The 25456-nt window shown below is 63.7% G+C and carries 22 protein-coding genes; 13 read left to right on the forward strand and 9 right to left on the reverse strand.

What is annotated here, in order from left to right; all coding sequences use genetic code 11:
* Window positions 1-87 precede the first annotated feature (87 nt).
* The gene (locus FBY20_RS09840) at window positions 88-3480 is read left to right on the forward strand and encodes an ATP-binding protein (protein WP_142051815.1); all 3393 of its coding nucleotides are present in this window, start codon (window positions 88-90) and stop codon (window positions 3478-3480) included.
* Window positions 3464-4357, forward strand: coding sequence for a response regulator (locus tag FBY20_RS09845; RefSeq protein WP_255452310.1), 894 nt, complete (start codon window positions 3464-3466; stop codon window positions 4355-4357). The genes FBY20_RS09840 and FBY20_RS09845 overlap by 17 nt, the downstream gene beginning before the upstream one ends.
* Before the next feature lie 67 nt (window positions 4358-4424).
* Here the strand turns inward: FBY20_RS09845 and FBY20_RS09850 are convergent, their stop codons facing one another.
* Window positions 4425-5831: a PLP-dependent aminotransferase family protein gene (locus FBY20_RS09850; RefSeq protein WP_142051821.1), complete on the reverse strand. Its 1407-nt coding sequence runs from the start codon at window positions 5829-5831 to the stop codon at window positions 4425-4427.
* A 201-nt stretch (window positions 5832-6032) separates the two neighbouring features.
* Here FBY20_RS09850 and FBY20_RS27705 point away from each other — a divergent pair, with 201 nt between their 5' ends.
* The gene (locus FBY20_RS27705; RefSeq protein ID WP_155721921.1) at window positions 6033-6200 is read left to right on the forward strand and encodes a hypothetical protein; all 168 of its coding nucleotides are present in this window, start codon (window positions 6033-6035) and stop codon (window positions 6198-6200) included.
* 111 nt (window positions 6201-6311) lie between these two features.
* On the opposite strand, the gene FBY20_RS09855 is transcribed toward FBY20_RS27705, so the two are convergent.
* Both FBY20_RS09855 and FBY20_RS09860 read right to left on the reverse strand, forming a co-directional pair.
* A complete protein-coding gene (locus FBY20_RS09855; protein ID WP_142051824.1) occupies window positions 6312-7916 on the reverse strand; it encodes an MFS transporter in 1605 nt (534 codons plus the stop codon).
* A 65-nt stretch (window positions 7917-7981) separates the two neighbouring features.
* Complete coding sequence (locus FBY20_RS09860; RefSeq protein ID WP_142051827.1) at window positions 7982-8686, reverse strand: hydrolase; 705 nt, start codon at window positions 8684-8686, stop codon at window positions 7982-7984.
* A gap of 219 nt (window positions 8687-8905) precedes the next feature.
* On the opposite strand from FBY20_RS09860, the gene FBY20_RS09865 reads away from it, so the two are divergent.
* Window positions 8906-10030 (forward strand): RDD family protein, encoded by a 1125-nt coding sequence (locus FBY20_RS09865; protein WP_255452311.1) that lies wholly within the window; start codon window positions 8906-8908, stop codon window positions 10028-10030.
* A 29-nt stretch (window positions 10031-10059) separates the two neighbouring features.
* Window positions 10060-11595 carry a tetratricopeptide repeat protein gene (locus FBY20_RS09870; protein ID WP_142051830.1) on the forward strand — a complete coding sequence of 512 codons (1536 nt, stop codon included), beginning with the start codon at window positions 10060-10062 and terminating at the stop codon, window positions 11593-11595.
* An 85-nt stretch (window positions 11596-11680) separates the two neighbouring features.
* Here the strand turns inward: FBY20_RS09870 and FBY20_RS09875 are convergent, their stop codons facing one another.
* On the reverse strand, window positions 11681-12574 hold the full coding sequence (locus FBY20_RS09875) for an NAD(P)/FAD-dependent oxidoreductase (protein ID WP_142051834.1): 894 nt from the start codon (window positions 12572-12574) through the stop codon (window positions 11681-11683).
* Between the two features lie 185 nt (window positions 12575-12759).
* On the opposite strand from FBY20_RS09875, the gene FBY20_RS09880 reads away from it, so the two are divergent.
* Window positions 12760-13416 carry a TetR/AcrR family transcriptional regulator gene (locus tag FBY20_RS09880; protein WP_222119267.1) on the forward strand — a complete coding sequence of 219 codons (657 nt, stop codon included), beginning with the start codon at window positions 12760-12762 and terminating at the stop codon, window positions 13414-13416.
* Between the two features lie 56 nt (window positions 13417-13472).
* Here FBY20_RS09880 and FBY20_RS09885 read toward each other — a convergent pair whose 3' ends face one another.
* Window positions 13473-14372, reverse strand: coding sequence for a LysR family transcriptional regulator (locus FBY20_RS09885; RefSeq protein WP_142051840.1), 900 nt, complete (start codon window positions 14370-14372; stop codon window positions 13473-13475).
* Window positions 14373-14500: 128 nt separating this feature from the next.
* Between FBY20_RS09885 and FBY20_RS09890 the strand changes: the two genes are divergently transcribed.
* The 3 genes from FBY20_RS09890 to FBY20_RS28105 all read left to right on the forward strand — a co-directional run bounded on the left by FBY20_RS09890 (window position 14501) and on the right by FBY20_RS28105 (window position 16008).
* Window positions 14501-15253 (forward strand): SDR family oxidoreductase, encoded by a 753-nt coding sequence (locus FBY20_RS09890; protein ID WP_056320273.1) that lies wholly within the window; start codon window positions 14501-14503, stop codon window positions 15251-15253.
* Window positions 15254-15344: 91 nt separating this feature from the next.
* Complete coding sequence (locus FBY20_RS28100; RefSeq protein ID WP_370458331.1) at window positions 15345-15758, forward strand: glutathione S-transferase family protein; 414 nt, start codon at window positions 15345-15347, stop codon at window positions 15756-15758.
* Window positions 15691-16008 (forward strand): glutathione S-transferase family protein, encoded by a 318-nt coding sequence (locus tag FBY20_RS28105; RefSeq protein WP_370458332.1) that lies wholly within the window; start codon window positions 15691-15693, stop codon window positions 16006-16008. Before FBY20_RS28100 ends, FBY20_RS28105 begins: the two co-directional genes overlap by 68 nt.
* A 23-nt stretch (window positions 16009-16031) precedes the next feature.
* On the opposite strand, the gene FBY20_RS09900 is transcribed toward FBY20_RS28105, so the two are convergent.
* On the reverse strand, window positions 16032-16754 hold the full coding sequence (locus tag FBY20_RS09900; RefSeq protein ID WP_160144400.1) for a PIG-L family deacetylase: 723 nt from the start codon (window positions 16752-16754) through the stop codon (window positions 16032-16034).
* 312 nt (window positions 16755-17066) lie between these two features.
* Between FBY20_RS09900 and FBY20_RS09905 the strand changes: the two genes are divergently transcribed.
* A complete protein-coding gene (locus FBY20_RS09905) occupies window positions 17067-19214 on the forward strand; it encodes a bifunctional diguanylate cyclase/phosphodiesterase (RefSeq protein WP_255452521.1) in 2148 nt (715 codons plus the stop codon).
* A gap of 208 nt (window positions 19215-19422) precedes the next feature.
* Here FBY20_RS09905 and glmS read toward each other — a convergent pair whose 3' ends face one another.
* A complete protein-coding gene (glmS, locus tag FBY20_RS09910; RefSeq protein ID WP_056320281.1) occupies window positions 19423-21255 on the reverse strand; it encodes a glutamine--fructose-6-phosphate transaminase (isomerizing) in 1833 nt (610 codons plus the stop codon).
* A gap of 150 nt (window positions 21256-21405) precedes the next feature.
* Between glmS and FBY20_RS09915 the strand changes: the two genes are divergently transcribed.
* The 3 genes from FBY20_RS09915 to FBY20_RS09925 are packed head-to-tail and all read left to right on the forward strand — an operon-like array spanning window position 21406 to window position 23003.
* A complete protein-coding gene (locus FBY20_RS09915) occupies window positions 21406-21894 on the forward strand; it encodes an Lrp/AsnC family transcriptional regulator (RefSeq protein ID WP_142051850.1) in 489 nt (162 codons plus the stop codon).
* A gap of 20 nt (window positions 21895-21914) precedes the next feature.
* Window positions 21915-22313, forward strand: coding sequence for a hypothetical protein (locus FBY20_RS09920; RefSeq protein WP_230964958.1), 399 nt, complete (start codon window positions 21915-21917; stop codon window positions 22311-22313).
* On the forward strand, window positions 22314-23003 hold the full coding sequence (locus tag FBY20_RS09925) for a nucleotidyl transferase AbiEii/AbiGii toxin family protein (protein WP_056320286.1): 690 nt from the start codon (window positions 22314-22316) through the stop codon (window positions 23001-23003).
* Between the two features lie 46 nt (window positions 23004-23049).
* On the opposite strand, the gene FBY20_RS09930 is transcribed toward FBY20_RS09925, so the two are convergent.
* Together FBY20_RS09930 and FBY20_RS09935 are read right to left on the reverse strand one after the other, a co-directional pair.
* Window positions 23050-24108 (reverse strand): glycosyltransferase family 4 protein, encoded by a 1059-nt coding sequence (locus tag FBY20_RS09930; RefSeq protein ID WP_142051852.1) that lies wholly within the window; start codon window positions 24106-24108, stop codon window positions 23050-23052.
* Window positions 24105-25427 carry a UDP-glucose/GDP-mannose dehydrogenase family protein gene (locus FBY20_RS09935; protein ID WP_056320292.1) on the reverse strand — a complete coding sequence of 441 codons (1323 nt, stop codon included), beginning with the start codon at window positions 25425-25427 and terminating at the stop codon, window positions 24105-24107. Before FBY20_RS09935 ends, FBY20_RS09930 begins: the two co-directional genes overlap by 4 nt.
* Between the last annotated feature and the right edge of the window lie 29 nt (window positions 25428-25456).

Raw genomic sequence — 25456 nt, forward strand, 5'->3', positions numbered from 1 at the left:
TGATTGACGTAGAGCCACCGCCGCCCCCCGGGCGTTACAACGGCACCTACGTTCAATGACGTATCCCCACCTTCCGCGGAGCCCGATTTGTCTGCCAGCGCGCCCCAACGCATCGTCAAGATCCGTCGCGACTACAACACCTGGGTCGCCAATGAGACGCTGGAAGACTATGCGCTGCGTTTCACCCCCGTGTCGTTTCGCAAGTGGTCCGAATTACGGGTCGCCAATACCGCGCTGGGCGCCGTGTCGTTCCTGGCGCTGGAAGCCATCGGCGGTGCGCTCGCGCTGAACTATGGCTTCGTCAATGCGTTCTGGGCCATCATCGCCGTGGCGATCGTCACCTTCCTGACCGGGTTGCCGATCGCCTATTACGCGGCGCGCCATGGTCTGGACATGGATCTGCTGACACGAGGGGCCGGCTTCGGCTACATCGGCTCGACCATTACCTCACTGATCTACGCCTCATTCACCTTCATCTTTTTCGCACTGGAGGCGGCCATCATGGCGCTGGCCATCGAGCTGGCGACCGGCCTGCCGCTGTCCATCGGCTACCTCTTGTGCGCCGTCGTCATCCTGCCCATGGTGGCTTATGGCATTACCTTCATCAGCCGGCTGCAATCCTGGACGCAGCCGATATGGCTGGTGCTGCTGCTCTTGCCCTATGCGTTTATCGCCTGGCGCGATCCCGGAACATTGCAGGAGTTCCTGCGGTTTCCGGGCTACGACGGCCGGGGCGGCAATTTCAATCTGCTGATGTTTGGTTCGGCCGTTGCGGTGGCCGCCTCGCTGGTCACGCAGATCGGCGAGCAAGTCGACTTTCTGCGCTTTCTGCCCGAACGCACGGCCGCCAACCGCACGCGGTGGTGGCTCGCCCTGGTCTGCGCGGGTCCGGGCTGGATCGTGCCCGGCGCGGCCAAGATCCTGGGCGGCGCCTTTCTGGCCTGGCTGGCCCTGTCCCTGGGCACGCCGGTCGACAAGGCGGGCGACCCCACGCATATGTATCTGGCGGCCTATACCTATGTCGTCAGCCATCCCGGCCTGGCGCTGGCCCTGGTAACGGCCTTCGTGGTGATCTCGCAGGTCAAGATCAATGTGACCAATGCGTATGCCGGCTCGCTGGCCTGGTCCAATTTCTTCGCCCGCATCACGCATAGCCATCCAGGGCGGGTGGTGTGGCTGGTGTTCAACGTGCTGATCTCGGTGGTCCTGATGGAGATGGGCGTGTTCGGCGCGCTGGAGCATGTGCTGGCGGTGTTCTCGCACGTCGCGCTGGCCTGGATAGGGGCGCTGGTGGCCGATCTGGTGATCAACAAGCCGCTGGGGCTGTCGCCGGCCCGGATCGAATTCCGCCGCGCCTATCTGTATGACATCAATCCGGTAGGCGTGGGCAGCATGCTGATCGCCATGACACTGGGCCTGCTGGCCTTTGCCGGCGTGTTCCCGGGCACGGCGGGCGCGCTGGCGCAGGCCTTGTCGCCGTTCGTCGCCTTGCTGGCCGCCTTTGTCTGCGCACCGGTCATCGCCTGGCGCACGCGGGGCCGCTATAACCTCGCGCGCACGCCGGTCGATGTCGCGGGTTCCGATCATGTCTGCGTGATCTGCGCCAACCGTTTCGAACAGCCGGACATGGCGCATTGCCCGGCCTACAACGGGTCCATCTGTTCCTTGTGCTGCACGCTGGACGCCCGCTGCCAGGATCGCTGCAAACAGCAGGGACGCTTGAAGGATCAGGTGCAGGCGGTCCTCACCCGGCTCTTGCCAGCACGGGTCACGCCGCTGCTGCATAGCCGCCTGGGCCACTACCTCCTGATCGTAGCGGGAATGGGCACGCTGCTGGCCGGCATTCTGGGCTTGATCTACTACCAGGAGGTCGCCAGTCACCTGCGAGGCGGGCTGGATCCCTCGGGGTTGCGGCCAACCTTCCTGAAGTTGTATGCCGCCTTGCTGCTGATCGGCGGCGTCGCCGCCTGGTGGCTGGTGCTGGCCCATGAAAGCCGGCGCGTGGCGCAAGAGGAATCGGATCGCCAGACCCATCTGCTGCTGCGCGAGATCCAGGCGCACAAGCAGACCGACGCCCAGTTGCAACAGGCCAAGGAGGCGGCTGAAAGCGCCAATCTGGCTAAAAGCCGTTTCATGGGCGGGATGAGCCACGAGCTGCGCGCGCCATTGAACAGCATTCTGGGTTACGCACAGATTCTGCAGCGCGACCCGGGCTTGCCACCGGCGCGCCGCGAGGCGATCGACGTGATTCATCGCAGCGGCAAGCATTTGATCGGTCTCATCGACGGTCTGCTGGACATCGCACGCATCGAGGCGGGCCGGCTAAGGCTCGAGAACAGCGAGCTGCGCCTGCCCGAGTTTCTGGAGCAGATCGTGCAGATGTTCAGGCCGCAAAGCACGCTCAAGGGACTGGCCTTCTGCTATGAAGCGGCCGAACTTCCCGCCATCGTGCATATCGACGAAAAGCGGCTGCGGCAGATTCTGATCAACCTGTTGAGCAACGCGCTGAAGTTCACCTCGGCGGGTCAGGTGTCGATGCGCGTCAAGTCGGCCGCGGATATGGTGTTGTTCGAAGTGGAGGACACCGGCCGAGGCATACCGGCCGAGGATCTCGAACGGATCTTTCTGCCCTTCGAGCGCAGCTGGGCGGGGGTCGAACAGGCCGATTCCGGCACGGGCCTGGGGCTGACCATCTGCCGCATGCTGACCGGCATCATGGGCGGCGAGCTGACAGTGCGCAGCGTCGTCGGCCGCGGCAGTGTGTTCACGCTCAAACTGTTCCTGCCGGAAGTGCGCTCGCCGCGCAGCGACGCCCGGCCGTCCGGGCTGGTGGTGGGCTACCGCGGCGAGCGCCTGCGGATCCTGACGGTGGATGACCAGCCCTCGCAGCGGCGCCTGGTTCGCGACCTGCTCGAGCCGCTGGGCTTTGAGGTTCACGAAGCGCCGCATGGCGCCGCGTGCCTTGCCTGCGTGCACACGTTGCGGCCTGCGCTGATCCTGATGGACGTCTCGATGCCAGACATGACCGGATGGGACGTTGTGCGGCGCCTGCGCGATGAAGGCGTGGCCGTCCCTATCGTGATGCTGTCGGCCAATATCCTGGGGCTGGACCCGAAAGACCCGGCGCAGAGCGGGCACAACGCCTTCATTGCCAAGCCGGTGATGGTCGAGGACTTGCTGAACCATCTGGGCCGTTTGCTCAAGCTGGACTGGCAAGTGGCGCCGGTCGAGGCGGCGCTGCCGGCGGGTGACCTGCATCGGGTGGCGCTGGAACGCGAGGATGCGGAGGCGCTGCTGGAACTGGGGGCCATGGGCTACATCAAGGGTATCCAGGCCAAGCTGGAAGAAATACGGGGCCGCCGCGCCGAAACGCGCGAGTTGACGGCGCATCTGCGGGCGCTGGCAGGCGAGTTTCAACTGAGTGAATTCAATCAGGTGCTTAAACACCATGTGCAGCGTCACCATGCCCACGCCCGATAAGAACCTCGTCATGCTGGTCGATGACGCGCCGGACAATCTGAAAATGCTGTCCACCGCACTGGATGCGGCGGGCTATCAGGTGCTGGTGGCAATCGATGGCCAGTCGGCGATCGAGCGGGTGGATTTCGTGGTGCCGGATATCGTGCTGCTCGATGCGGTGATGCCGGGCATGGACGGCTTCGAGACCTGCGCCCGCTTGAAAGCGCACCCCGCGGCGGGAGACGTGCCCGTGGTGTTCATGACGGGCCTGACCGAGCCCGAGCACGTGTTGAAGGCGTTTCGCGTCGGCGGCGTCGACTATGTGACCAAGCCGCTGGACCCGGACGTGGTGGTGGCCCGGCTGCGAACGCATCTGCGCAATGCGCGCAGCCTGTCGGCTGCCTTTGACGCGATCGATGCGGCCGCTCGCGCCGTGGTGGCGCTGGATGCGAGCGGGCAGCCGATCTGGAAGACGGGCAAGGCGCGGATCTGGTTGACGGCCTACTTTGGCTGCGCCGAGGATGCGTCAGAGCTGCCCGCGCCCCTGGCGGACTGGGTGGCGCGCAACCTGACGGCCGGCCCGGCGGCCGAGCCCTTGGTGCTGGCCAGCGCGCGAGGGCGACTGACCTTGAGCCTGTCGGCATCACGGCGCAGCGGCGAAACGTTGCTGCTGTTGCAGGAGACGGCGCCATTGGCCACGGCCTACGGCCTGACGCCGCGAGAGGCCGATGTGCTGCGCTGGCTGGCCAAGGGAAAAACGAATCGGGACATCGCCGAGATACTGGGCATGTCGCCACGAACGGTGAATAAACACCTGGAACACATCTACGTCAAACTGGGCGTGGAAACGCGCGCGGCGGCGGCTGCGCTGGCGGTGCGCCAAGGAGAAGCGTTCTGATGCGCTCGGCGTCGCCGTGTCGGCCGGCACTTCGACGGCGACGCGCAAGACCCGGCACCCAGGCAAATCAAACCTGGGAAACCGGCCCCGCAATATCGCCCTTGAGCAGCTCCGCCAACCGGGTCAGACCGTGCGTCAAACGCGTCCGGTCAATCGCCCCGCCCAACGACACACGCAGCGCCAAGGGGCTGGACGCCCCCGTGGAAAATGACGCCGAGTCAGTCACACTCACCCCCTGCGCCAGCGCCGTCTGCTTGAGCCGGTAGCAGTCGATATGAGGCGGCAACTCAAGCCAGAGGTGCAGCCCATTCGGGTCGGCATCAATCTTGCCCGGCAGGATCGACGCCGCGACGGCTTGGCGATGCTGCAGCTCGCTCCTGACCTGCGCCAGCCAGCGAACGGCAGCGCCCGACTCGATCAACGTCGTCGCCATCTCCGTCATCCAGGGCGTGGGCATCAGCGCCAGCGCACGCAGGGCATCCAGCACCGGACTCAACGGCTCGCCGGCAGGCACGACAAGATAGGCGGTTCGAAGGCCGGGCGCGATGCATTTGGACAGCGTCGACACGTAATACACCGGCGCCGAAGACGTGTTGGCCGCCAGAGAAAACATCGTGCTGGGCGCATGCTTGGCCAACAGCCAGTACGGATCATCTTCAATGACCGGCAGCGCATGTTTGGCCGCGACGCGCAGCAATGCCGTTCGACGTTCCGTGGACAGCGTGATCGCCGTCGGGTTCTGGATCGTCGGATTCAAATACAGCATGGCGGGACGATGTCGTTCGCACACGCGTTCGAGGTCGGCGGGGTCCATGCCGAATTCATCTGACTTCACGCCAACGGCCGAGCGCTGGAGCAGGCGGGCCGCGGCCAGAAAGCCCGGGTAGGTCAATGCATCGCACGCAATGGCGTCGCCCGATTGGCTCTTGGACAGCAGCAGCGCCGCGATCGCGGTTTGCGCGCCCGGGCAGACCACGATCCGCTCGCTATCCGTGTCGCCCGTCATTGGCTGCAGCCACGTCGCGGCTACCGCGCGATGCCGGTTGGCGCCGGCGCCCACGTGGTAGCTCATCAGATCCATCGCGCTTGCGGCCGCCTGGGTGGCGCTGCTGCCTTGCGCAAGCAGGTCTGCAAACGCCGCACTGCCAAGCAATGGCGGGATGTTCATGCCCAGATCGATCGTCCCGCCCGCCTCCAATCCCGAATAGGACACGTACGTCCCGCCCGCTCCCTGCGCTTCCAGGATCCCCTTCTGGCGCACTTCCGTGTACGCGCGTGTGACGGTCGTCAGGTCGACGCCCAAGGTCTGCGCCAGTTCGCGCTGCGGGGGCAGCCGGTCGCCGGGCCGAAGGACACCGTCCTCCACCGCTGTCTCGATTTGCGTGGCGATCTGCTGGTACCGGGAACCCGAGCCCGCGGTCAGGGGCCGCACCCACGACGTGTTGGCTTTTTTCAGGCGACGCGAGAGAGCCATGGTTTTTCTTTATGTATGGGTTTTCTGCCGCTTCCGGCGAGAGGGAATGCAGTCGGGGCCGGACGTTTCAACTTCTTGTATGGATTTTGGCGGTAGAATTTGCGAACTTGTATGGATTATAGCGCTCGCGCTGCGCGCTCCTGGCCTTGTTGGGCATCGCCGGGGAGTCCACGAAGCTGCCGAAGGCAGCATTTTGAGGCAATGATGAATTTCTGGATCCCCGTCGTCTTCGGTACGTTCAAGCTCGCCATTTTGGGCGTGTGCATGTTCCTCGCGATCAAGTCTCATCGCGAAGGCGCCCGAAAGGAGCGGGAGAAAAAGGAGCTGGAACGCCTTGAAAGTCTCAAGGCGCTGGCTCCGGAACGTTGAGCGGATCAGCGCGGGACCGCCTGTCCGTCCCGCTCAAAAACGGATGAAGCCCAGGGCTGCATCCAAACGAAAGAATGCGGCTCGCGTGAGCCGCATCCGATAACAAGACAATTACGACAGCTGCGGCGCCACGAAGTGGGACACCTTCGGCGGCGCGTCGCCGATGTGGAAACTGCGCGCTTCGGCTTGCTGGTCCGCGTCGGCGTGGGTCACACGCTCATGCTGGCGCAGGTGTTCCAGCCACGAGGTCACCAGGAAGTATTCCTGGTAGCGGCCCGGCTGCGCCGCATCCTCGAAGATCCCCCAGGCGTAGGCCCCATCGCGGCGGCGCTCCGCGCCGACGTGCTGCATGGCGTGCACGAAGTCGGCGCTGCGCGCCGGGTCGATCAGGTATTCGACCGTGATCATGACCGGGCCACGATCATGCGACACCTCTTGATCGATCAGCGGCTCGGGCCAGTGCATCGACGGCGCAAGGTCCAGGTCCGCGCCCAGCTGCAGCTTGGCCTTGCGGGTCAGCAGCATCGCAACCACGGAGCCGGCGGCGGCGATCAGCAGCGCGGCGGGCACGCCGGCACGCACCGCCGTCTGACCCCAGATCATGCTGCCCGCGGTCATCGACCCAAAGAACACCGTCACGAAGATCGCCAGGCCACGGGCACGCACCCAGTCCGGCAGGGCAACCTGGGCCGAGACGTTGAGCGAGGTCAGCACCATGATCCACGAGGCGCCCGCCAGGAAGCTGAACGCACCGGCCACCACGGGATGCGGCACCACCGCAAACACCACCAGCGTGAATGCCGTGCCCAGCGTGCCGGCCATGACGCTGCGGTCCGGACCCAACTTCTTGCGCAGCGGCGGCAGCACCATCGCGCCGATCACCGCGCCCGCCCCGACGCAGCCCAGAATGATGCCGTAGAGCAAGGCGCCGCCCTGCAGCACCTGACGCACGATCACCGGCAGCAAGGCCCAGTAGGCGCTGGCAAACAGGAAGAACGCAACGGCGCGGACCAGCGTGGACTTGAGCGGCTTGCTGTGCAGCGCAAAGCGCACACCGGCACGCATGGCATGAAACAGCTGCTCGCGCGGCAGGCGCTTTTCAGCGGCGGCGGGCGGCTTCCACCAGATCAGCGCGGCCACGACCACGATGAAGCTGACCGCATTGACGAAAAACGGAATGGCCACGCCGATGCTGGTGATCAGCACGCCGGCCAGCGCCGGACCAATGGCGCGGCTGACGTTGATACCCACGCTGTTGGTCGCGATGGCCTGCTGCAGCGACGGACGCGGCACCAGGCTGGGCACGATGGCCTGCCAGGCCGGCGCCGACAGCGCCGTGCCGATACCCATCAGCAACGTGAAGCCCAGCAGCACCCACGGCGTCGTCAGGCCAAACCACACCACCAGCCCCAGCGCCAGCGCAATGACGCCCATCGCAATCTGCACCATCAGCAGCAGCTTGCGGCGGTCCATCGTGTCGGCCAGCGCACCGGCCAGGAGCGACAGCAGGAAGACGGGCAAGGCGCCCGCGGTCTGCACCAGCGCCACGAACATCGGCGACGGCGACAACGACGTCATGAGCCAGCCGGCACCCACGTCATGCATCCAGGTGCCAATGTTGGACAGCACGGTGGCAATCCAGATCACTGAAAAGGCGGAGTACGCGAAAGGCGAGGACGGCGGGGCGTCGGCGGGGCGGGTGTCGGCGGTCGTCATGGGAGGCTCCGGGCGGCCAGGCGGTATGGAAAAAAAGCCCGCAGCATTGGCCGCGGGCCTGGGATTCAACGAGCGGTAACCGCCGCCGCGACGGGCGCGATCGCCTCGTGTGCGGTCTGCGTGCGCTGACCGGCCTTGTGCACCATCGTGTAGGCGTAATCCACACCCATGCCGTAAGCGCCCGAGTGTTCCTTGACGATTTCCATCACGGCATCATACGAGTCGCGGCGGGCCCAGTCACGCTGCCATTCCAGCAGCACCTGCTGCCAGGTGACCGGCACGACGCCGGCCTGGATCATGCGCTGCATGGCCATGTCGTGCGCTTCCTTGGACGTACCGCCGGACGCGTCGGACACCATGTAGATCTCGTACTCGCCTTCCAGCATCGCGCTAAGGGCGAAGGTGGTATTGCACACTTCCGTCCAGAGACCGGCCACGATCACCTTCTTGCGGCCATTGGCGGCCAGCTGATCGCGCACCTTCTGGTCATCCCACGAATTCATCGAGGTGCGTTCCAGCACTTTCTTTTCCGGGAAGACATCGAGCAATTCCGGATAGGTGTAGCCGGAGAACGATTCGGTCTCGACGGTGGTGATGATGGCCGGAATGTCGAACGCCTTGGCCCCCTTGGCCAGCCCCACGACGTTGTTCTTCAGCGTTTGGCGGTCGATCGACTGCACGCCGAAGGCCATTTGCGGCTGGTGATCGATGAAGATGATCTGGCTGTTTTCGGGGGTCAGCACTTCGAGCTTGGCGGTGGTGTGGGTCATGTCAGTGTCCTTGGAGAGGTAGGTTTTGGGGTGTTGCTTGCAGCGCGTCGCTGCCATGACCAGAACTATATTCGGCGGGACAATCTAGCGGTAGACCGCAATTTTTGGCCTCAGCGTTCTTTTTTTGGAACGATGGTTGATCACCGGAAAGTCATCCCGAAGGGGCGCGCCCGCCAAATCACGGTGTAAGGTCAATCACGCCACCAGAATCGGGGCCACATGGGTATCATCCGCAGTCCTGCCGCTCAGACCGGCTTCAGCACACCAGCCTCCGATCCCATGCAATGCCCTCGCTGCAACTGGCAGAATCCGGCCGCCAACAAGCTGTGCTTCAGCTGCAAAGCCCCCCTGCCGGTCACTTCCCAAGCGGCGCCCGCCCAGCGCTCCAGCCCACGCGGCGACGTCCCCGTCTTTCCCAGCATCTGGGCCCGGCTGGCCGCCACGGCGTTCGACGTCGTCGTCATGGCCGCAGGGACGGTCGGTTTGTCCATGGCCGCTTCTTACACCTACCAAGGCCTGACGGGCGCAGACGCACCCGTGCTGCTGGCAATGGCTGGCGGGCTACTGGGCTTGTTGCTGCCCGCCTTCATGGACGCGTGGGGCAGTGGATCGCCCGGCAAGCGTCTCTTGAAGCAGCGGGTTGTGACGCGCAAGGGCAGCTCACCTGGACTGCTGCGCTCGATCTGGCGGCACACCCTGAAGTACTCGATGAACGTGGTATTACCTGGCATCTACCACCATATACAGCAGTCTATTTTTGGCGAGCGCGCCATGCACAACGCCCTCGCCGGCACTCACGTGGTGTCTACCCAGGCCAATCCGCGGGCCGTGCTGCCCGCGCTGTCTCGGGTTCGGGCTGTCACGGGCGCGGGCCGCATGCTGTTCATCGTGTTCGGCATGGGGGGGCTGGTCCTGGTCGGCATGGTGATCGCGGTAGTCGCCCTGGACAAGGATGACGGAGACAATCCGCTGCGCGCCAACGTCATACACCTGGATCTCGTGTCGGATCCCGTGCGCCTGCTTGCGGAAAGCCACTACCAGCGCACCAAAACGTTTGCGCCCGACATGGCCGCGCTCGGCGTGACGCTTGAATCGCTGCGAACCAGCGGCTTCAGCAACCTTGAGATGAATCCCGTCAACGGGGTGCTGCGCTTTACCATCGCGGGCGATCCGGGCACGGCGGACTCACCGTCGCTGGGCGGCAAGCACCTGGTCTATCTGCCCGAGCTGAGATCCGAAAAGAAAGGCGGCGGCGTGCGCCGTTGGCAATGCGGCAGCGACGACATCCCGCGCGAAGACCGCCCCTACCGTTGCCGTCACGACGCCGGCGTCCTGGCGCGCTAATCCAACCTTCCGAGTAGAGCACCCTGCGCATGTCCAGCCTGATCGAATCCATCCACCGCGCCGATGACGGCGGCGACCTTGCCCAAATGCTTGCCTTGTGCGAGCAAGGACTGCGCGAACAGCCAGATCTCGCCATCATGTGGGCATTGCGCGCCCGCTACCACGACCAGCGCGGCGCGAACGCGCAGCGTGACTCAGACCTGGACCGCGCGTTGGCGCTGGATCCGCAATGCAGCGACGCCATTCGCTTGCGAGTCACCGCGCTCTACGACGCGGGCCAACAGCAGCAAGCTTGGCGAATGCTGCGCGAGGCCAAGACACGTGCGCCGTCGCACTTCGGATTGCTGATGGCCGAGGGCTATCTGTTGATCAATGACGGGCGACTGGACGACGCCATTGCAAGCTGGACCCGCGCCTCGCAACTGCGCCCATTTGCCGCGGCGCCGCATTGCTATATCGGATCCAACCTGCACAACGCAGGCCGCTACCAGGACGCGCTGCCCTACCATCAGCGCGCCGTCGCGCTGGCGCCCAACAACGGTGGCTTTCTTTACGACGCCGGCAACAACTACCGCCGTCTGGGTGACCTGGACAATGCCATCGCGATGTTCGACCGCGCCCGCGCCATTCTGGGCGAGAAGAACGCTATCCAGCACAATCGCGCCTCGTGCCTCCAGGCGCTCGGACGCCATGAAGACGCGGTGGAGGAATGGACCAGCCTGCTGCGCCGCGAACCCGACTGGGACTGGCCCCTCGAGGGCAAGGCGCGCTCCCTGCACCGCCTGGGCCGACCGGACGAGGCGGCGCCGCTATGGCGGCGCCTGGACGCACTCTCGGACAGCGGCTGGGAAGGCCGCAAGGAGCAAGCCCGCGAGTATGTGCGCAGCGGCGACCCGGAGTTGGCTGAAGCGGCGTTGCTGGGCCTGGATCCGCTGTCCAGCGGCGACGCCCAGTTGCTGTTCATCGCCGGCAATGCGCAGCGCGACCAGCGCCGCTGGGAAGCGGCGCTGACCTATTACCTTCGCGGCTACGAACTCGCGCCAGACAACGACTTCCTGCCCGGCAACGCCGCCGACATGCTGAACAGGCTGGAACGCCACGAAGAGGCCTTGCCCTTGTCCGAGGTCGCGATCTCGCTGGATCCCGACTGGCTGAAGTGGCGCCGCGCACGCATCGAGGCCCTGACCCACCTGGGGTGCGCATCCGAGGCCGTGGCCGACGCGGACCAGGCGATGGCGCACTGGCCCGACAGCGGCCCCCTGCACGCCGAACGCGTCAATGCCCTGATCGCCGCCAACCGATACGAGGAAGCGCTTGCCGCCTGCGACCAGCTTATTGCGCTGGATCCCGACTACCGAAGCTGGGCGCTGTTCTCACGCGGGGAAACCTACGGCCACATGAAGCGCCATGCTGAATCGGCGCTGGCATTCCGCCAAGCGGCCGCCTCGTACCAACAGAACGGCAAGCCTCAGTTCCAGGAGCTGTCGATGCAGAATGCGCTGGCTGCCGAACAGGCCGCGGCCGCGCCGCGTGGCATCCTCGGCCGCCTGTTTGGCCGCAAATAGGTGTCGAAGTTCATTGCTTCCCAAGTTGAATCTACGCCAACCTTTCTAAGGCGACGGCGCAACGGAAAGAATGGAATCCGTGCTCTCAAACAACCATCGACTGCTGCGCGAAGATTCCCGCCATCGCGCCTTGCCATGATGCCGTGGTGACTGAATGCATGGCGGGGTTGGCAAGGTCGCCCGCGGCGTAGATGCCAGGCGTGCTGGTCTGACGGCGCTCGTCGACCTTGAGGGCGATGCCTTGCGGCGTATCGACCGTGGCGAGGCCCAGCGTTTCATGCAAGCGTGCAGAGGGCTTGTTGCGCGGATGGGCAAACAGGATGTCGACTGCGACAGCCGGGCCGGTATCGAGCTTGACGGTGACGTTATGGCTTTCGTGATGGTTCAGTTCGGTGATCAGGCCATCAACAACGTGGACGCGGCGGCGTGCGAGATCATCGCGAACATCGGGCGGGATGTCGTGACCATGCGCGAAAACCGTCAGCGTGTCGGTCCAGTCGTGGTACAGCCTGACATAGTTGTGCGACGGCGGGCCGGACCAGATGAGGCCCCAATGCCGCCCTGCGACTTCGAAACCGTCGCAATAGGGGCAGGGAACGATGGACGTGCCCCAACCCTCGGCAAACCCCGGAACACCAAGCATCTGGTCCGCCACGCCATAGCTCAGGATCAAGCGGCGCGCACCAAGGCTTTCGCCATCGCCAGTCAGGACAGAGAAATTGTCCAAGGTGCCGGAAGTGCTTTCAGCCCTTGCGTTGATGAGCCTGACTGAGGGATAGCGCGCGAGCTGCTGCCGCGCCTCGGTCAGGATGTCCAGCGGTGACTTGTGATCGTGACCGAGCAGTCCATGTGAATGGTCGGCAAAGCGATTGCGCGGCACGCCGGTATCGAGAACGATGACCTTTCGGCGGGCGCGGCCGAGTTGAAGTGCCGCGGCAAGGCCGGCAAAGCTGCCGCCGATGATGATGACGTCATTCATGGTGGGGGAGTCCGTGTTCTCTATGCAAGGGATTGAAGCTGCGCTTGGCGGTGCGCCGTGAGTGCATGTGGAGGTGCCGAAAAGCGCCGCTACCGTTCAGAAGCCCATTCACCGGCGTGCACATTTCAGATACCATGAGGTATCCTAAAATGCCATTTACGATACTGTCAAGTACTGGAATACACGTGACGGAAAAAAAAGTTCAGGGCCGGCGCGGTCGGCCCGTCAACGAGGCGCTCGGCCAGACGATCGTGGACGCGGCCAGCCAATTGTTCGTGGAACTGGGTTTTCAAGCGACAACCATGGACAAGGTCGCTCAACGCGCAAAGATATCCAAGCTCAGCATCTATCGCCATTTCGAGAACAAGGAAGCGCTATTCAGCGCAGCCATCGCGGCGCACTGCCACCAGTTTGCACCTCAGGCGCTTATTGATGGCGTCGAGGGCTCTGCCGAAGATCAGCTCATGGCGGTGGGATCATTCCTGCTTCGCACGCTGTTGAGCCCGGAGGTTCGCAGTGTCGAAGCCATGATCATGGCTGACAAGACGAATCAGAAGTCGTTAAGCAAGCTTCATTACGAAGCCGGCGCAGCCTATGTCATCGCCCAGATCGAAGCCCTGTTACGTCAGTTGCACGCGAAGGCGGCGCTGAACGTGCCCGATCCTGGCCGCTCCGCCCGTTTGTTTGCCGCGCTTATCAAGGGTTGCGACCTCCTGGCAATCGCTCGCTTCGATGAGGCAAAAGCCGCGGACGACAACGAAATCGACTCCTATTGCCGGTCGGCTGCCGCCATGTTCATCGCTGCGCACGGCGGCGGGCGCAAAGCGACTCCACAGAAATAACGTCGAGAGACAGGCGCCAAAAGCTCATGTCTGCGCTGATGACCCGAGCATCTCATCTAGGGTGAAGCCGGGGTGTTCAATGCGGGAATTTTTGAAAACACTTCCGCAATGAAATCCATGAACACGATCGCACGAGTCGGCAGCAACCTGCTCGCCACATAGACGATCTGTACAGGAACAGAGGGTGGAACGTGCGCGGTAAGAATGCGTCGCAGGCGACCGTTCTTCAGCCCCTCCTCGAACAGCCAAGCCGGACCGTGCGCAATTCCAAGCCCTCCAACGGCCGCCGCGCTGGCCGCGGACGGCGAATTCACTTTTATCCTGCCAGATACGGGAATGTCCACGTCGCGCAGTCGCCACATCGCGCCGGACGATAGCAGCGTGTAAATCACGCAGTCGTGATTGCGTAGGTCGTCTGGCGTTTCCGGAACGCCGCGTCTGGCCAGATAGTCCTCGCTGGCCACGAAGACGCGTTCGTACGAGCCTATGGGTCTGGCGCGCAACGTACTGTCTTGCAGGTGTCCGATCCGGATAGCCAGTTCGCTCCCTTCATCGACAAGGTCTACATAACGATCGTTGAGTTGCAGATCCAACGTGAGCCCCGGATACCGCTGAAGGAATGCCGGCACGTGGGGCATGACGAAAGCATGGCCCAACGCGGTCGGGCACGCGACGCGTAAAAGTCCTGAAGGTTCCGTGCCACTCCGGAACGAGGATTCGGATTCGTCCACCGCATCCAGAATTCGCCGAATATCGGCGTAGTAGCGTTCTCCTTCCGGCGTAAGAGACAGCTTGCGTGTGGAGCGGTGAAGCAGCCGTGCCTGCAGGTGATCTTCCAACGCCGCCACATATCGGCTCACATTGGGTTGGCCCAGACCGAGATCGCGTCCGGCAGCAGAGAAGCTTCCCGTCTCCACTGCGCGTGCAAAGCAGGTCATCAATAGAAAGCGATCCATACGTCCATCCTGCGATTCATGCTTTTATTGCATGAAACGTATTCCAAACAGCCATCTTATCGAAAATTCTGCATGAACCTACATTTCTTCTTGTGGACCGATTCCGGTCAATGTTCAAGGAGAAAGGTATGTCGCGCTTGCAAGGTAAACGTACGCTCATCACGGGCGGCACCAGTGGTATCGGCCTGGAAACGGCCAAGCAGTTCCTGGCCGAAGGCGCTCGCGTCATCGTCACAGGCGTCAACCCCGATTCGATCGCCAGGGCGCAGGCCGAACTCGGTTCGGACGTGCCGGTGCTGCGCGCGGACTCGGCCAGCGTCGCCGCCCAGAAGGAACTGGCACAGGCCGTCAAGGACCGCTATGGCCAACTCGACGTGGCTTTTCTGAACGCCGGAGTTTCAGTCTGGTTGCCGATCGAGGAATGGACGGAAGAGATGTTTGATCGTTCGTTCGACATCAACGTCAAGGGGCCGTACTTTCTGATGCAGGCCCTGCTACCGGTGTTCGCCAACCCTGCCTCCGTCGTGCTCACCACGTCGGTAAGCGCGCATGCCGGGGCGGACCGCTCGTCCGTGTACGCCGCCACAAAAGCCGCGTTCCTGAACATGTCGAAAACCCTTTCCACCGAACTGCTGGCACGCGGCATCCGGGTCAACGCGGTGAGCCCAGGACCGGTCCAGACGCCCCTCTACGACAAGCTCGGCATTCCCGCCGCCTACCGCGAGCAGGTCAACAAAGAGATTGCCGCGACCATTCCGCTCGGGCGGTTTGGCACGGCCGAGGAGGTCGCCAAGGCCGTCCTTTATCTCGCTTCCGACGAGTCGCAGTGGACCGTCGGGTCGGAAATTGTTCTGGACGGTGGACGCTTGCTTAACCGCTGAACCCGCCGCGGACGGTTCCCCTTTTGAGATAAGACATTGCGGAGCGGGACGCGAGTCCTGCGACCGCCCCGCAATGCAGACAAAGAACGTGATGAACTCGCTCACCTTAATCAGTCACCCTCTTTGCCCATTTGTTCAGCGTGCCGCCATTGTGCTGCTGGAAAAACAGGTGCCATTCGAACGTATCAACGTGAATCTCCGTGACAAGCCCGCGTGGTTCCTCGCTCTTTCCCCTAATGGCAAGGTGCCGCTCCTCCAAGTGGGTCGCCCGGACGGAACGACGGCCGTACTGTTCGAGAGCATGGCGATCTGCGAGTACCTACTCGAGACGCAGCCAGGTCCGAGCCTCTATCCGGATGATCCGATATTGCGCGCCATGAATCGCGCATGGATCGAGCTGAGCACCACCACTCTCGGAGATGCTTGGGCGTTCTTTAATGCAAAGGACGCTCCGACCGCCAACGCTTGGGCCGTCTCCTTCGAAAAAAAGGCTGGCTCAGTTTGAACTGGCGCTAGAAGGCGGCCCTTACTTTAACGGGGAGCGGTTTGGCATGGTGGACGTGGCAATGGCCCCGGTGTTCCGCTACTTTGACGTTTTGCAGCCAGCCAGCTGGGCACCACTATTGACCCGATACCATCGCGTCGACGCTTGGCGCCGCGCCATCCTGAGCCGGCCCAGTGTCGCCGCCGCGGTCACGCCGGATTATTCGGAGCTCCTGCGCACTCACTTTGGAAAGGAAATTCAAAGCGCCTGACGCTGACAGCCGCACGCGCCATCTCAGACCGCATCGCTGGCGCTGCCCGTAAGCCGCCAGTACGTTTCATGCACGGCCAGTTTCAGTGCCGTGCTGTCAAGCCCCATCAGTTGCGACGCGTAGACGCCGATGGCGCGCGCCTTGCCCGCCGCATCGACCGCCAGGTGCGCCGGCGTGGCCGTCACGCCGCGCTCCTGCAACTGCGACAGCCGTGCCTGCACGACACCTTGCTGCTGGCGATATGGCACATCCTCGTAACCGAACCAGGCCACGCCCGGCAACGCATCGCGGATCATCAGGGCGGCGTCGCTGACCCGCACGTGATCGCTGTGGAACAGGCCCAGCGGCATGACCACGGTCGCGGGCGCAAGCCTCATCAGCAGGTAGAACAGACGCTCGGTGATCAGCGGCGCATCCTCGTCCGCCGTCGATGTGTATTGGCTGTCCAGAAAATCCAGCCCCTTTCCGGTCGCGCCCACGCGGCGCAGCGCTTCCCGGTCTTCCGCCAGCCGGCATTCCATCGCGGCGGCGGCATTGGCGAAACCGCAGCGGCGGTCCCAGTCCGTAAGCAGGTTCGGCGTGGGCGCCCGTGCCGTGTACACCGTCACGACCGTACTGCCGGGGCGCGCGGCGAGCAAGCCGGCGCAACTCAGGATGGCGTCATCCAAATGAGGCGATATCACGGCCAGGGGAGATTGGGGCAACGACGGATCGTCGGCCCAGCTGTGCGCTTGCGCGGAAACCATCGGAATCTTTGATCCGCAGAGGATCGCAGTTGTAGGAGCATTACTTGCAGCAAATACCATGCCGCAAAGCCCCAGGTATGCGCTGAGCGGATTGCCGGCACGCAAGGTGGACGGCGCGAATGTGCGGGCACGTAATTTGCGTTGCCGCCCTCAACAAAACGGAACTGTACCGGCATGACACAATCAAGAGGATCGCTTCCCCGTTCCGCCGGCGGCCTGCTTGTCCTCCTGTTGATCGCCTTTGGCGTATTTCTGGCGGCGATGCTGTTTTCCCTGCACTTGTCCGTCGAAAAAAGCGACGACATGTCAGCGATGCGCCAGAGCAAGGAATTGCAGCTGGCGATCAGCAACGTCCTGGACGACGTGGCGCAGGCCCAGGAAACGGTGGCCGTCTGGGACATGCTCTTTGACGAGCTGGACAAGCCCGCGCCCGACCAGGCCTGGCTTGATGACAACGTGGGCGCATGGCTGCACCGGCTGTTCAAGCACGATCTGGTGTTTGTGCTGGGACCGGACAACGAGATGCGCTATGGAAACGTCTACGGCGAACGCGTTCCGCCGAAACGCTACGCGGCATTCGAGCCCGACATCCGCCCGTTCATCGCATTGACGCGGGGCGAGGCTACACGGTCCAACAACGACCACGAACGCCTGCCCGGCCAGCCGCCCGCGCCCGACGCATCCACACGCACCACTGCGGCTGCGGTGCACGCCACCGACCTTGCCATGATCGGCCAACGGCCAGCCGTCGTGAGCGTCATGCGCGTCGCACGGTTTCCGCCCAACCTGGACACGCCGGCAATCGCGTCCCGGAATCTGCTCGTCAGCGTCCGGTTCATCGATGGCGATTTTTTGCGCGCGTTCTCACGGGACAACCTGATCGACGCGCTCCATTACCATCCCGTGCGCGCCCGCCATGTACAAGCCGATGAGCGCGAGGAGCGCCTCCGGTCCTCAGACGGCACCTTGCTCGGCTACCTGATGTGGCGGCCGGATCTGCCCGGTTCCGAACTCTGGCGCGCCATGCTGCCCGCGGTTGCCGCCATGCTCGCCGGCACGCTCATTCTGGTGGCGTTGCTGGCACTGCGCACCTACCGGCTTCTGCGCCAACAGCAGGCGCACCTCTCCGCCCTGCGCAAGGCCCATGTGGAACTGAAGGCGAGCGAAGCGCACGCCCAGCATCTTGCCTTTCACGACGTGCTGACCGGCCTGCCAAACCGCGCGTATTTCGGCACCTGTGTCGATCAGGCTTTGGTCCGCCGGCGGCCCAATGCAAGCTGCGCGATGCTGCTGCTGGATCTGGACCATTTCAAGCAGGTCAACGACACATGGGGCCACGCGGCGGGCGATGCGCTCATCCAGGAGTTCACCCGACGCGTCAAGCTTGCCGTCGGCCCGGAAGACTCGGTCGCGCGCCTGGGCGGCGACGAGTTCGCCGTCCTGATGCAGAACGCCACCGAAGCGGGTGCCACCGATCTGACACGCCGCATCCTGGCCGATGTGCGCGCGCCTTTCGACCTGCTGGGCGGCCGCGCCTTCGTGGGCGCGAGCATCGGTGTATCGATGGCCCCGCGCGACGGCACCACGCGCAGCGAGCTGCTGCGCAAGGCCGACATCGCGCTCTACCGCGCCAAGGATCTAGGCAGGAACCAGTACAGCTTCTTCGCCCCCGAGATGGACGAAACGCTCAAGGCGAAGGCCGTGATCGAAGAGGATTTGCGCGCCGCGCTGGCGGACAGCGACCAGCTCCAGGTCCATTTCCAGCCGCAGATCGACAGCGGCACGCAGCAGCTCGTGGGCGTTGAAGCGCTGGTGCGATGGAACCACCCTGCCAAGGGCCCCGTGTCACCGCAGATCTTTGTGCCGGTGGCTGAATCCACGGGCCTCATCGTGCCGCTCGGGGAATGGGTATTGAAACAAGCCTGCCGCGCGGCGCGTCAGTGGCCAAGCCTGTCCATTGCGGTAAACCTCTCCCCCAAGCAGTTTCGCGGCGCCGACTTTGCCGAACGCGTTATCGATCTGGTGCGGCGCGCTGAAGTCGATCCGGCGCAGATCGAGCTGGAGGTCACTGAAGGCGTGCTCATCGAAGACGACGGCCGGGTGCAGAAGGCTATCGGCAAGCTGCGCGCCGCCGGCTTCCGGATCGCGCTGGACGATTTTGGAACGGGTTACTCCAGCTTGAGCTACCTGCAACGGTTCGCCGTCGACAAGATCAAGATTGACCGGAGTTTCGTCGCAAATATCGGAGAGGGAAGCGATTCCACCGCCATCGTGAACGCGGTGGTAACGCTAGGGCGCTCGATGGGCCTGACAGTCAACGCCGAAGGGGTGGAGACGGCAGCGCAACGCGACTTCCTGCGTGCTGCCGGATGCGACGAAATGCAGGGGTTCCTGTTTTCCAAAGCCGTGCCGGAAGCAGAAATTACAAAACGCCTCCAAAAGGCGCCCGTCGCAACCTAGCTGCCCGCACGTCGCCCATCCAGACCTTGCACGTCACGCGGCGCACGGTAAATGTGAACAAGGGCCGCTTACGCGGCCCTTGCACTCGAACAAAGCTGATATTGCGGGCAGATGGAAGGAATCGACAGAAGTTGTCGCTGCGACCGGGTTTAGTCTGCGCGACCGACTTTATTTATCGTTTTCATCAACCGATGCAGCCGCTACCGCATCACTCCACCGTCACGCTCTTCGCCAGATTCCGCGGCTTATCCACATCCGTACCGCGTGCGCATGCCGTGTGATACGACAACAGTTGCAGCGGCACCGTATGCAGGATCGGCGACAGCTTGCCGTAGTGTTCCGGCATGCGGATCACGTGCATGCCTTCGGCGCTTTGGATCTTGCTGTCGGCGTCGGCAAACACATACAACTCGCCGCCGCGCGCGCGCACTTCCTGCATGTTGGACTTCAGCTTTTCCAGCAGCTCGTCCTTGGGCGCGATGGTGACGACCGGCATGTGCTCGGTGACCAGCGCCAGCGGGCCGTGCTTCAGTTCACCCGCCGGATAGGCTTCGGCGTGGATGTAGCTGATTTCCTTGAGCTTGAGCGCGCCTTCCAGCGCGATCGGGTAGTGCATGCCGCGGCCCAGGAACAGGGCGTTTTCCTTCGAGGCGAAGCGATCGGCCCACGCCATGATCTGCGGTTCCAGCGCCAGCACCGAGCCGATGGCGGACGGCAGGTGGCGCAGCGCCTTCAGGTGCTCGGCTTCCTGCTCTTCCGTGAGCTTGCCGCGCGTTTGCGCCAGCGCCAGCGTCAGGAGGAACAGCGCGGTGAGCTGGGTGGTGAAGGCTTTGGTCGAAGCCACGCCGATTTCAACGCCGGCGCGCGTGATGTACGACAGCTTGCACTCGCGCACCATCGCGCTGGTGGACACGTTGCAGATGGTCAGCGTGTTTTCCATGCCCAGCGAGCGCGCGTGCTTCAGGGCGGCCAGCGTGTCGGCGGTTTCGCCGGACTGCGAGATCGTCACGACCAGCGAGCGCGGGTTCGGCACGCTGTCGCGGTAGCGGTATTCGCTGGCGATTTCGACGGCTACCGGGATCTTGGCGATCGATTCGATCCAGTACTTGGCGGTCAGGCCCGCGTAGTAGCTGGTGCCGCAGGCCAGGATCAACAGGGAATCGACTTCCTTGAAGATCTTGTAGGCGTCGTCGCCGAAGAGTTCGGGCGTGATGGATTCGATATCTTGCAGGGTGTCGCCGACCGCGCGCGGCTGCTCGAAGATTTCCTTCTGCATGTAGTGGCGGTAGGGGCCCAGTTCGGCAGCGCCCGTGTGCACGTGCACGGTATGCACTTCGCGGTCGACGTTCTTGCCGGCAGCATCCACGATCCAGACGCGCGACAGTTGCAGGTCGACGACGTCGCCGTCTTCCAGGTAGATGATCTGGTCGGTCGTGCCGGCCAGCGCCAGCGCGTCGGACGCCAGGAAGTTCTCGTTCTGGCCCACGCCCACCACCAGCGGCGAGCCTTGACGCGCACCGACCACACGGTGCGGTTCGTCGCGGCAGAACACGGCGATGGCGTATGCGCCATGCAAACGGCGCACGGCGTTCTGCACGGCTTCAAAGAGGTCGCCCGCGTACAGGTGGTTCACCAGGTGCGCGATGACTTCGGTGTCGGTCTGGCTTTCGAAGACGTAGCCGACGGCCTGCAGCTCGGCGCGCAGCTCGTCGTGGTTTTCGATGATGCCGTTGTGCACGAGCGCGATGCGCGGCTCGTCGTTGCCCAGGTGCGAGAAGTGCGGGTGGGCGTTGTGCGTGGCGGGAACGCCGTGCGTGGCCCAGCGGGTGTGGGCGATGCCGGTGAAGCCTTGGACCTTGTCCTGCGCAACCTGATCGGCCAGTTCGGCCACGCGCTGCGTGCTGCGCGTGCGGCGCAGATGGCCGTCGGCGTAGACGGCGACACCGCAGGAGTCGTAGCCGCGGTATTCCAGGCGCTTCAGGCCTTCAACGAGGATCGGGGTGATGTCGCGCTGGGCGACGGCGCCAACAATGCCGCACATAGGAGTGACTCCGGGTAAGTTCAGTACCGACGCATTGTGCGCGAGCCATAAAGAAATTTGATTTCTTTATGTTCACTTATTTGGCAGTTAATTCCCTTACACAAATGTGATTAAATTATCTTTCGTCGAATCGACAGATTTGAATTAATCATGCAAAACACCCCCATTTCCCTGCCCGAACTCGATGATCTGGACCGGCGCATTCTTAACCAGTTACAAGAAGACAGCTCGCTGACCAACCAGGATTTGGCCGCGCGGGTGCACGCGTCGCCGCCGACCTGCCTGAGGCGGGTGCGGCGATTGGTGGAAGAAGGGGTGATCGACCGCCAGGTGGCGATCCTGTCGGCCGAAAAGCTGGGCAGCACGCTGACGGCGATCGTGGAGATCACGCTGGACGTGCAGGCCGCCGAAAGCCTGGACGCCTTCGAGCAAAGCATGGTGACCGAACCCGCGGTGCTGCAATGCTATCGGGTGTCGCCCGGCCCGGATTTCGTGGTGATCGCGCAGGTAAAAGACATGCCGGCCTACCACGCGCTGGTGCATCGCGCCTTCACCGCGCAGGCCAACGTGCGCAATGTGCGCACTTTTTTTTCGGTGCATCGGGCCAAGTTCGAGACGCGGATCGATGTGCGGGGGTAAGGCAGTCGCGCAATTTCATCATGAACGAAGCGCGCCGCCCCCGACGGGTGGATAATGCGGCGAAGATGCACGAAAGGCCGTCGCCGATCTTTCAGGAGTTGACCTTGCCAACGCAATTCACCCCGTACCTCGAGATGATAGCCACCCACCTCAACGCCCCCTATGGCAAGGTGGTAAGCCCGACTGATGTCGCCGCCGCACTGCGCCACGGCGATTTGGCCTCGGTTGCGCACGACGCACTTGCGCAAGAATTACTCGCGCATATGTTCTTTGAGCTGGAACCGGAGTTCATTGGTCGAGCCAGCTTTGAAGCGGGTGTGCGCCTCGAAGAAGCTGACGCGCTGTACCAGAACGCCCGCCAGCATTTCGACCTTCCCCGGGCTGTGCGGTGGGAGGAAGCGCTCGAGGGGGTGCTGTGAATGGGGACTTCAAGGAAAGATATCCTGCTTCATCGCGCATCCGGCCCGTGGACGCGTTTGGAATCGCGCGCGCAGGCTCTGGTTGAGGATGCCCGCCGTCATGGCGGCGACTCATTCCGGCCTGTACTGGGCGGCGGAACACGCTTGATGCTCGCCCTCAATCATCGGATCAGCGACGATGTTGACCTATTCGTTGATTCGCCAGGATGGCTTCCGTATGTTTCGCCGCGGCTTAACGACCTCTTCGAAAACGAACTGTCGGGCTACAACGAGGACAACGCCCATGTGAAGCTGCGCTTTGCCGAGGGCGAAATCGATTTCGTCGTTGCCGCACCTCTACTGCCGGACACGCCTGATATCTGGAACCCTTCTGCACCGGAAACCCGCTTTCCTTTGGAGCCGCCGGCCGAGGTGTTGGCGAAAAAACTGTTCTTCCGCGGTTGGGCGCTAACCGCCCGGGATTTGTTTGACTGGGCTGTGCTGCAGACCGAAGCGCCTGCAGGCGCAATACCCGAGCAGGCGCTGGCATCGCTTCTAAAAGCCAAGCTTGATGGCTTGGACGCCGCCCTGACGCATATGTTGCAAAGGCCATCTCAACGGGTCGCCTGGGATAGGATCAGAACCGACCGCTTGCCCGATCTGGATAAGACCGCTGCGTGGGCGAAGGAGAAGGTTGCGCAATGGCGCTGACGCCTCAACATCTGGACCCGTTGCCCATCGCTAGAGGCGTTCAACCCTACCTGCGCCCCACCAGCCGCTCGAACTGCGCCAGATACCGATTCCCCATCTTCTGCACGTCGTGTTCATTGCGCACGTACTCATAAGCACGTTCGGTGACCTCGTGCCGAAACGCCGCATCATCCAGGCAACGCGCCATGCCCGCCGCCATCGCCTGATGATCCCCCACGGCGCATAGGACGCCGCGGCCGTCGGCCAGGCTTTCCTTCAGGCCGCCGGCGTCGGTGGACACCACCGGCACGCGCTGCAGGAAGGCGTCCAGCACGCTGCTGCCCAGCGCTTCTTCCTCGGAGCTCATGACGAACACGTCGAGGATGCTGTAGAAGTCTTCCACGCCCTTGCGAAAGCCGGCAAAGCGGTAGACGTCTTCGATGCCGAGCTTGCGCGCCTCGTCCTTGGCCTGCTGTTCGCGGTCGCCGCCGGCGCCGAAATGCAGGAAGACAAAATCACGGCGCGTCTTGGCCAGTTCGCCGACAGCGCGCACCAGCGTGACCGGGTCCTTGTCCCGAATGAGCGCGGCGGAGGTCGCCATGACCTTCTTGCCTTCCAGATCGAACTCGCGAACCAGGTTGGCGACGTTCTCGGCGTTGATCTGGTGAGGCTCGACCGCGCTGCGGATAATGACGGGTTCGATGCCCAGGCGGCGCGGCTCGCTGGCGGCCATCTCGCTGATGGCCACGAAGAGATCGGCGTGGCGCCACTTGTAGCCGGTCTTCCATTCGTCGCCCGGCTTGACCACGAACGACGTACGGCGCGAGAACGCCACGGGCCGGCGGTGCAGCCATTTGGTCAGCACGGCCCAGGTGATGGTGTTGGCGGTCTGTGCGTGGATGATGTCGTAGCGGCCGGCGCCGGCCAGAAAGGCCAGCTGTCCGGGCACGTTGCGCACGGTGTGGGCGACGAATTCTTCCTGCCGGGCGCGCTCGGCCAGCGGCGCGCCTTCGCGGCACATCACTTCGACGTCATGGCCCGCCTTGCGAAAGGCGCGCATGCAATAAAGCGTCTGGCGCTCACCGCCGCGCCAGCCCTTTTCGAAGTTCAGTTGCAGGATCTTCATGCGCGGCCGATGCCCGAGTACTCGAAGCCCAGGCTACGCACGTCGGCCGGCGTGTAGAGATTGCGGCCGTCGATGATGAGCGGCGTCTTGAGCAGCGCCTTGACGCGATCGAAGTCGGGCGCGCGAAAGACCTTCCACTCGGTGGCGATAAGCAGCGCGTCCGCGCCGTCCAGCGCGTCGTACATGTCGGCGGCGAAGCTGATGCCTTGATGGCCGGCCAGCACGCGGCCGGCCTCGTGCATGGCCACCGGGTCATAGGCGCGCACCTCGGCGCCGCGGCGCGTGAGTTCGGCGATGGCCGTCAGGCTGGGCGCTTCGCGCATGTCGTCGGTGTTGGGCTTGAAGGACAAGCCCCACAACGCGATCTTGCGCCCGCGCAGGTCTTCGCCAAAGCGCGCCACCAGCTTTTCAGCCAGGCGGAACTTCTGCGCGTGGTTCGCGGCCTCGGCGGCCTCGATGACGCGCATCGGCAGGCCGTGCTCGGACGCGGTGTTGACCAGCGCCTGCACGTCCTTCGGAAAGCACGAGCCGCCATAGCCCGCGCCCGGGTACAGGAAGTGATAGCCGATGCGCGGGTCCGCGCCAATGCCGCGGCGCACCTGTTCAACGTCGGCGCCCAGCACTTCGGCCAGGTTCGCCATTTCGTTCATGAACGAAATGCGCGTGGCCAGCATGGCATTGGCGGCGTACTTGGTCAGTTCGGCCGAGCGCACGTCCATCACCATCAGGCGGTCGTGGGTGCGCTGGAAGGGTTCATAGATGCGGCGCATGACGCCGATCGTGTAGTCGTCGTCCGCGCCGACGATCACGCGGTCCGGACTCATGAAGTCGTTGATGGCCGCGCCTTCCTTCAGGAATTCCGGATTGGACGCCACCGTGAAGGGGATGTCCACGCCGCGCTCGGCCAGTTCCTTGGCGACCACGGCGCGCACCTTGTCGGCCGTGCCGACGGGCACCGTGGACTTGTCCACGATCAGCTTGCGCGAGGTCATGTGGCGCGCGATGTTCTGCGCGGCGGCCAGCACGTACTTGAGATCGGCGGAACCGTCTTCGCCGGGCGGGGTGCCCACGGCGATGAACTGGACGTCGCCGAACGCCACGCTTTGCGCGACGTCATCGGTGAAATGCAGGCGCCCGGCCTGCACGTTGCGGCGCACCAGGTCTTCAAGGCCCGGCTCGTAAATGGGAATGCCGCCCTGGCGCAGCAGCGCGATCTTGGCCGCATCCACGTCCAGGCACATGACATCGTTGCCCATGTCCGCCAGGCACGCTCCCGACACCAATCCTACGTAACCGGTACCCACGACCGTGATTTTCATGCCTGTGCGCCTTCAAAATAGGTAATCTT

It is taken from the genome of Achromobacter sp. SLBN-14, assembly GCF_006715415.1.
GTDB classification, from domain to species: Bacteria; Pseudomonadota; Gammaproteobacteria; order Burkholderiales; family Burkholderiaceae_B; genus Achromobacter; species Achromobacter mucicolens.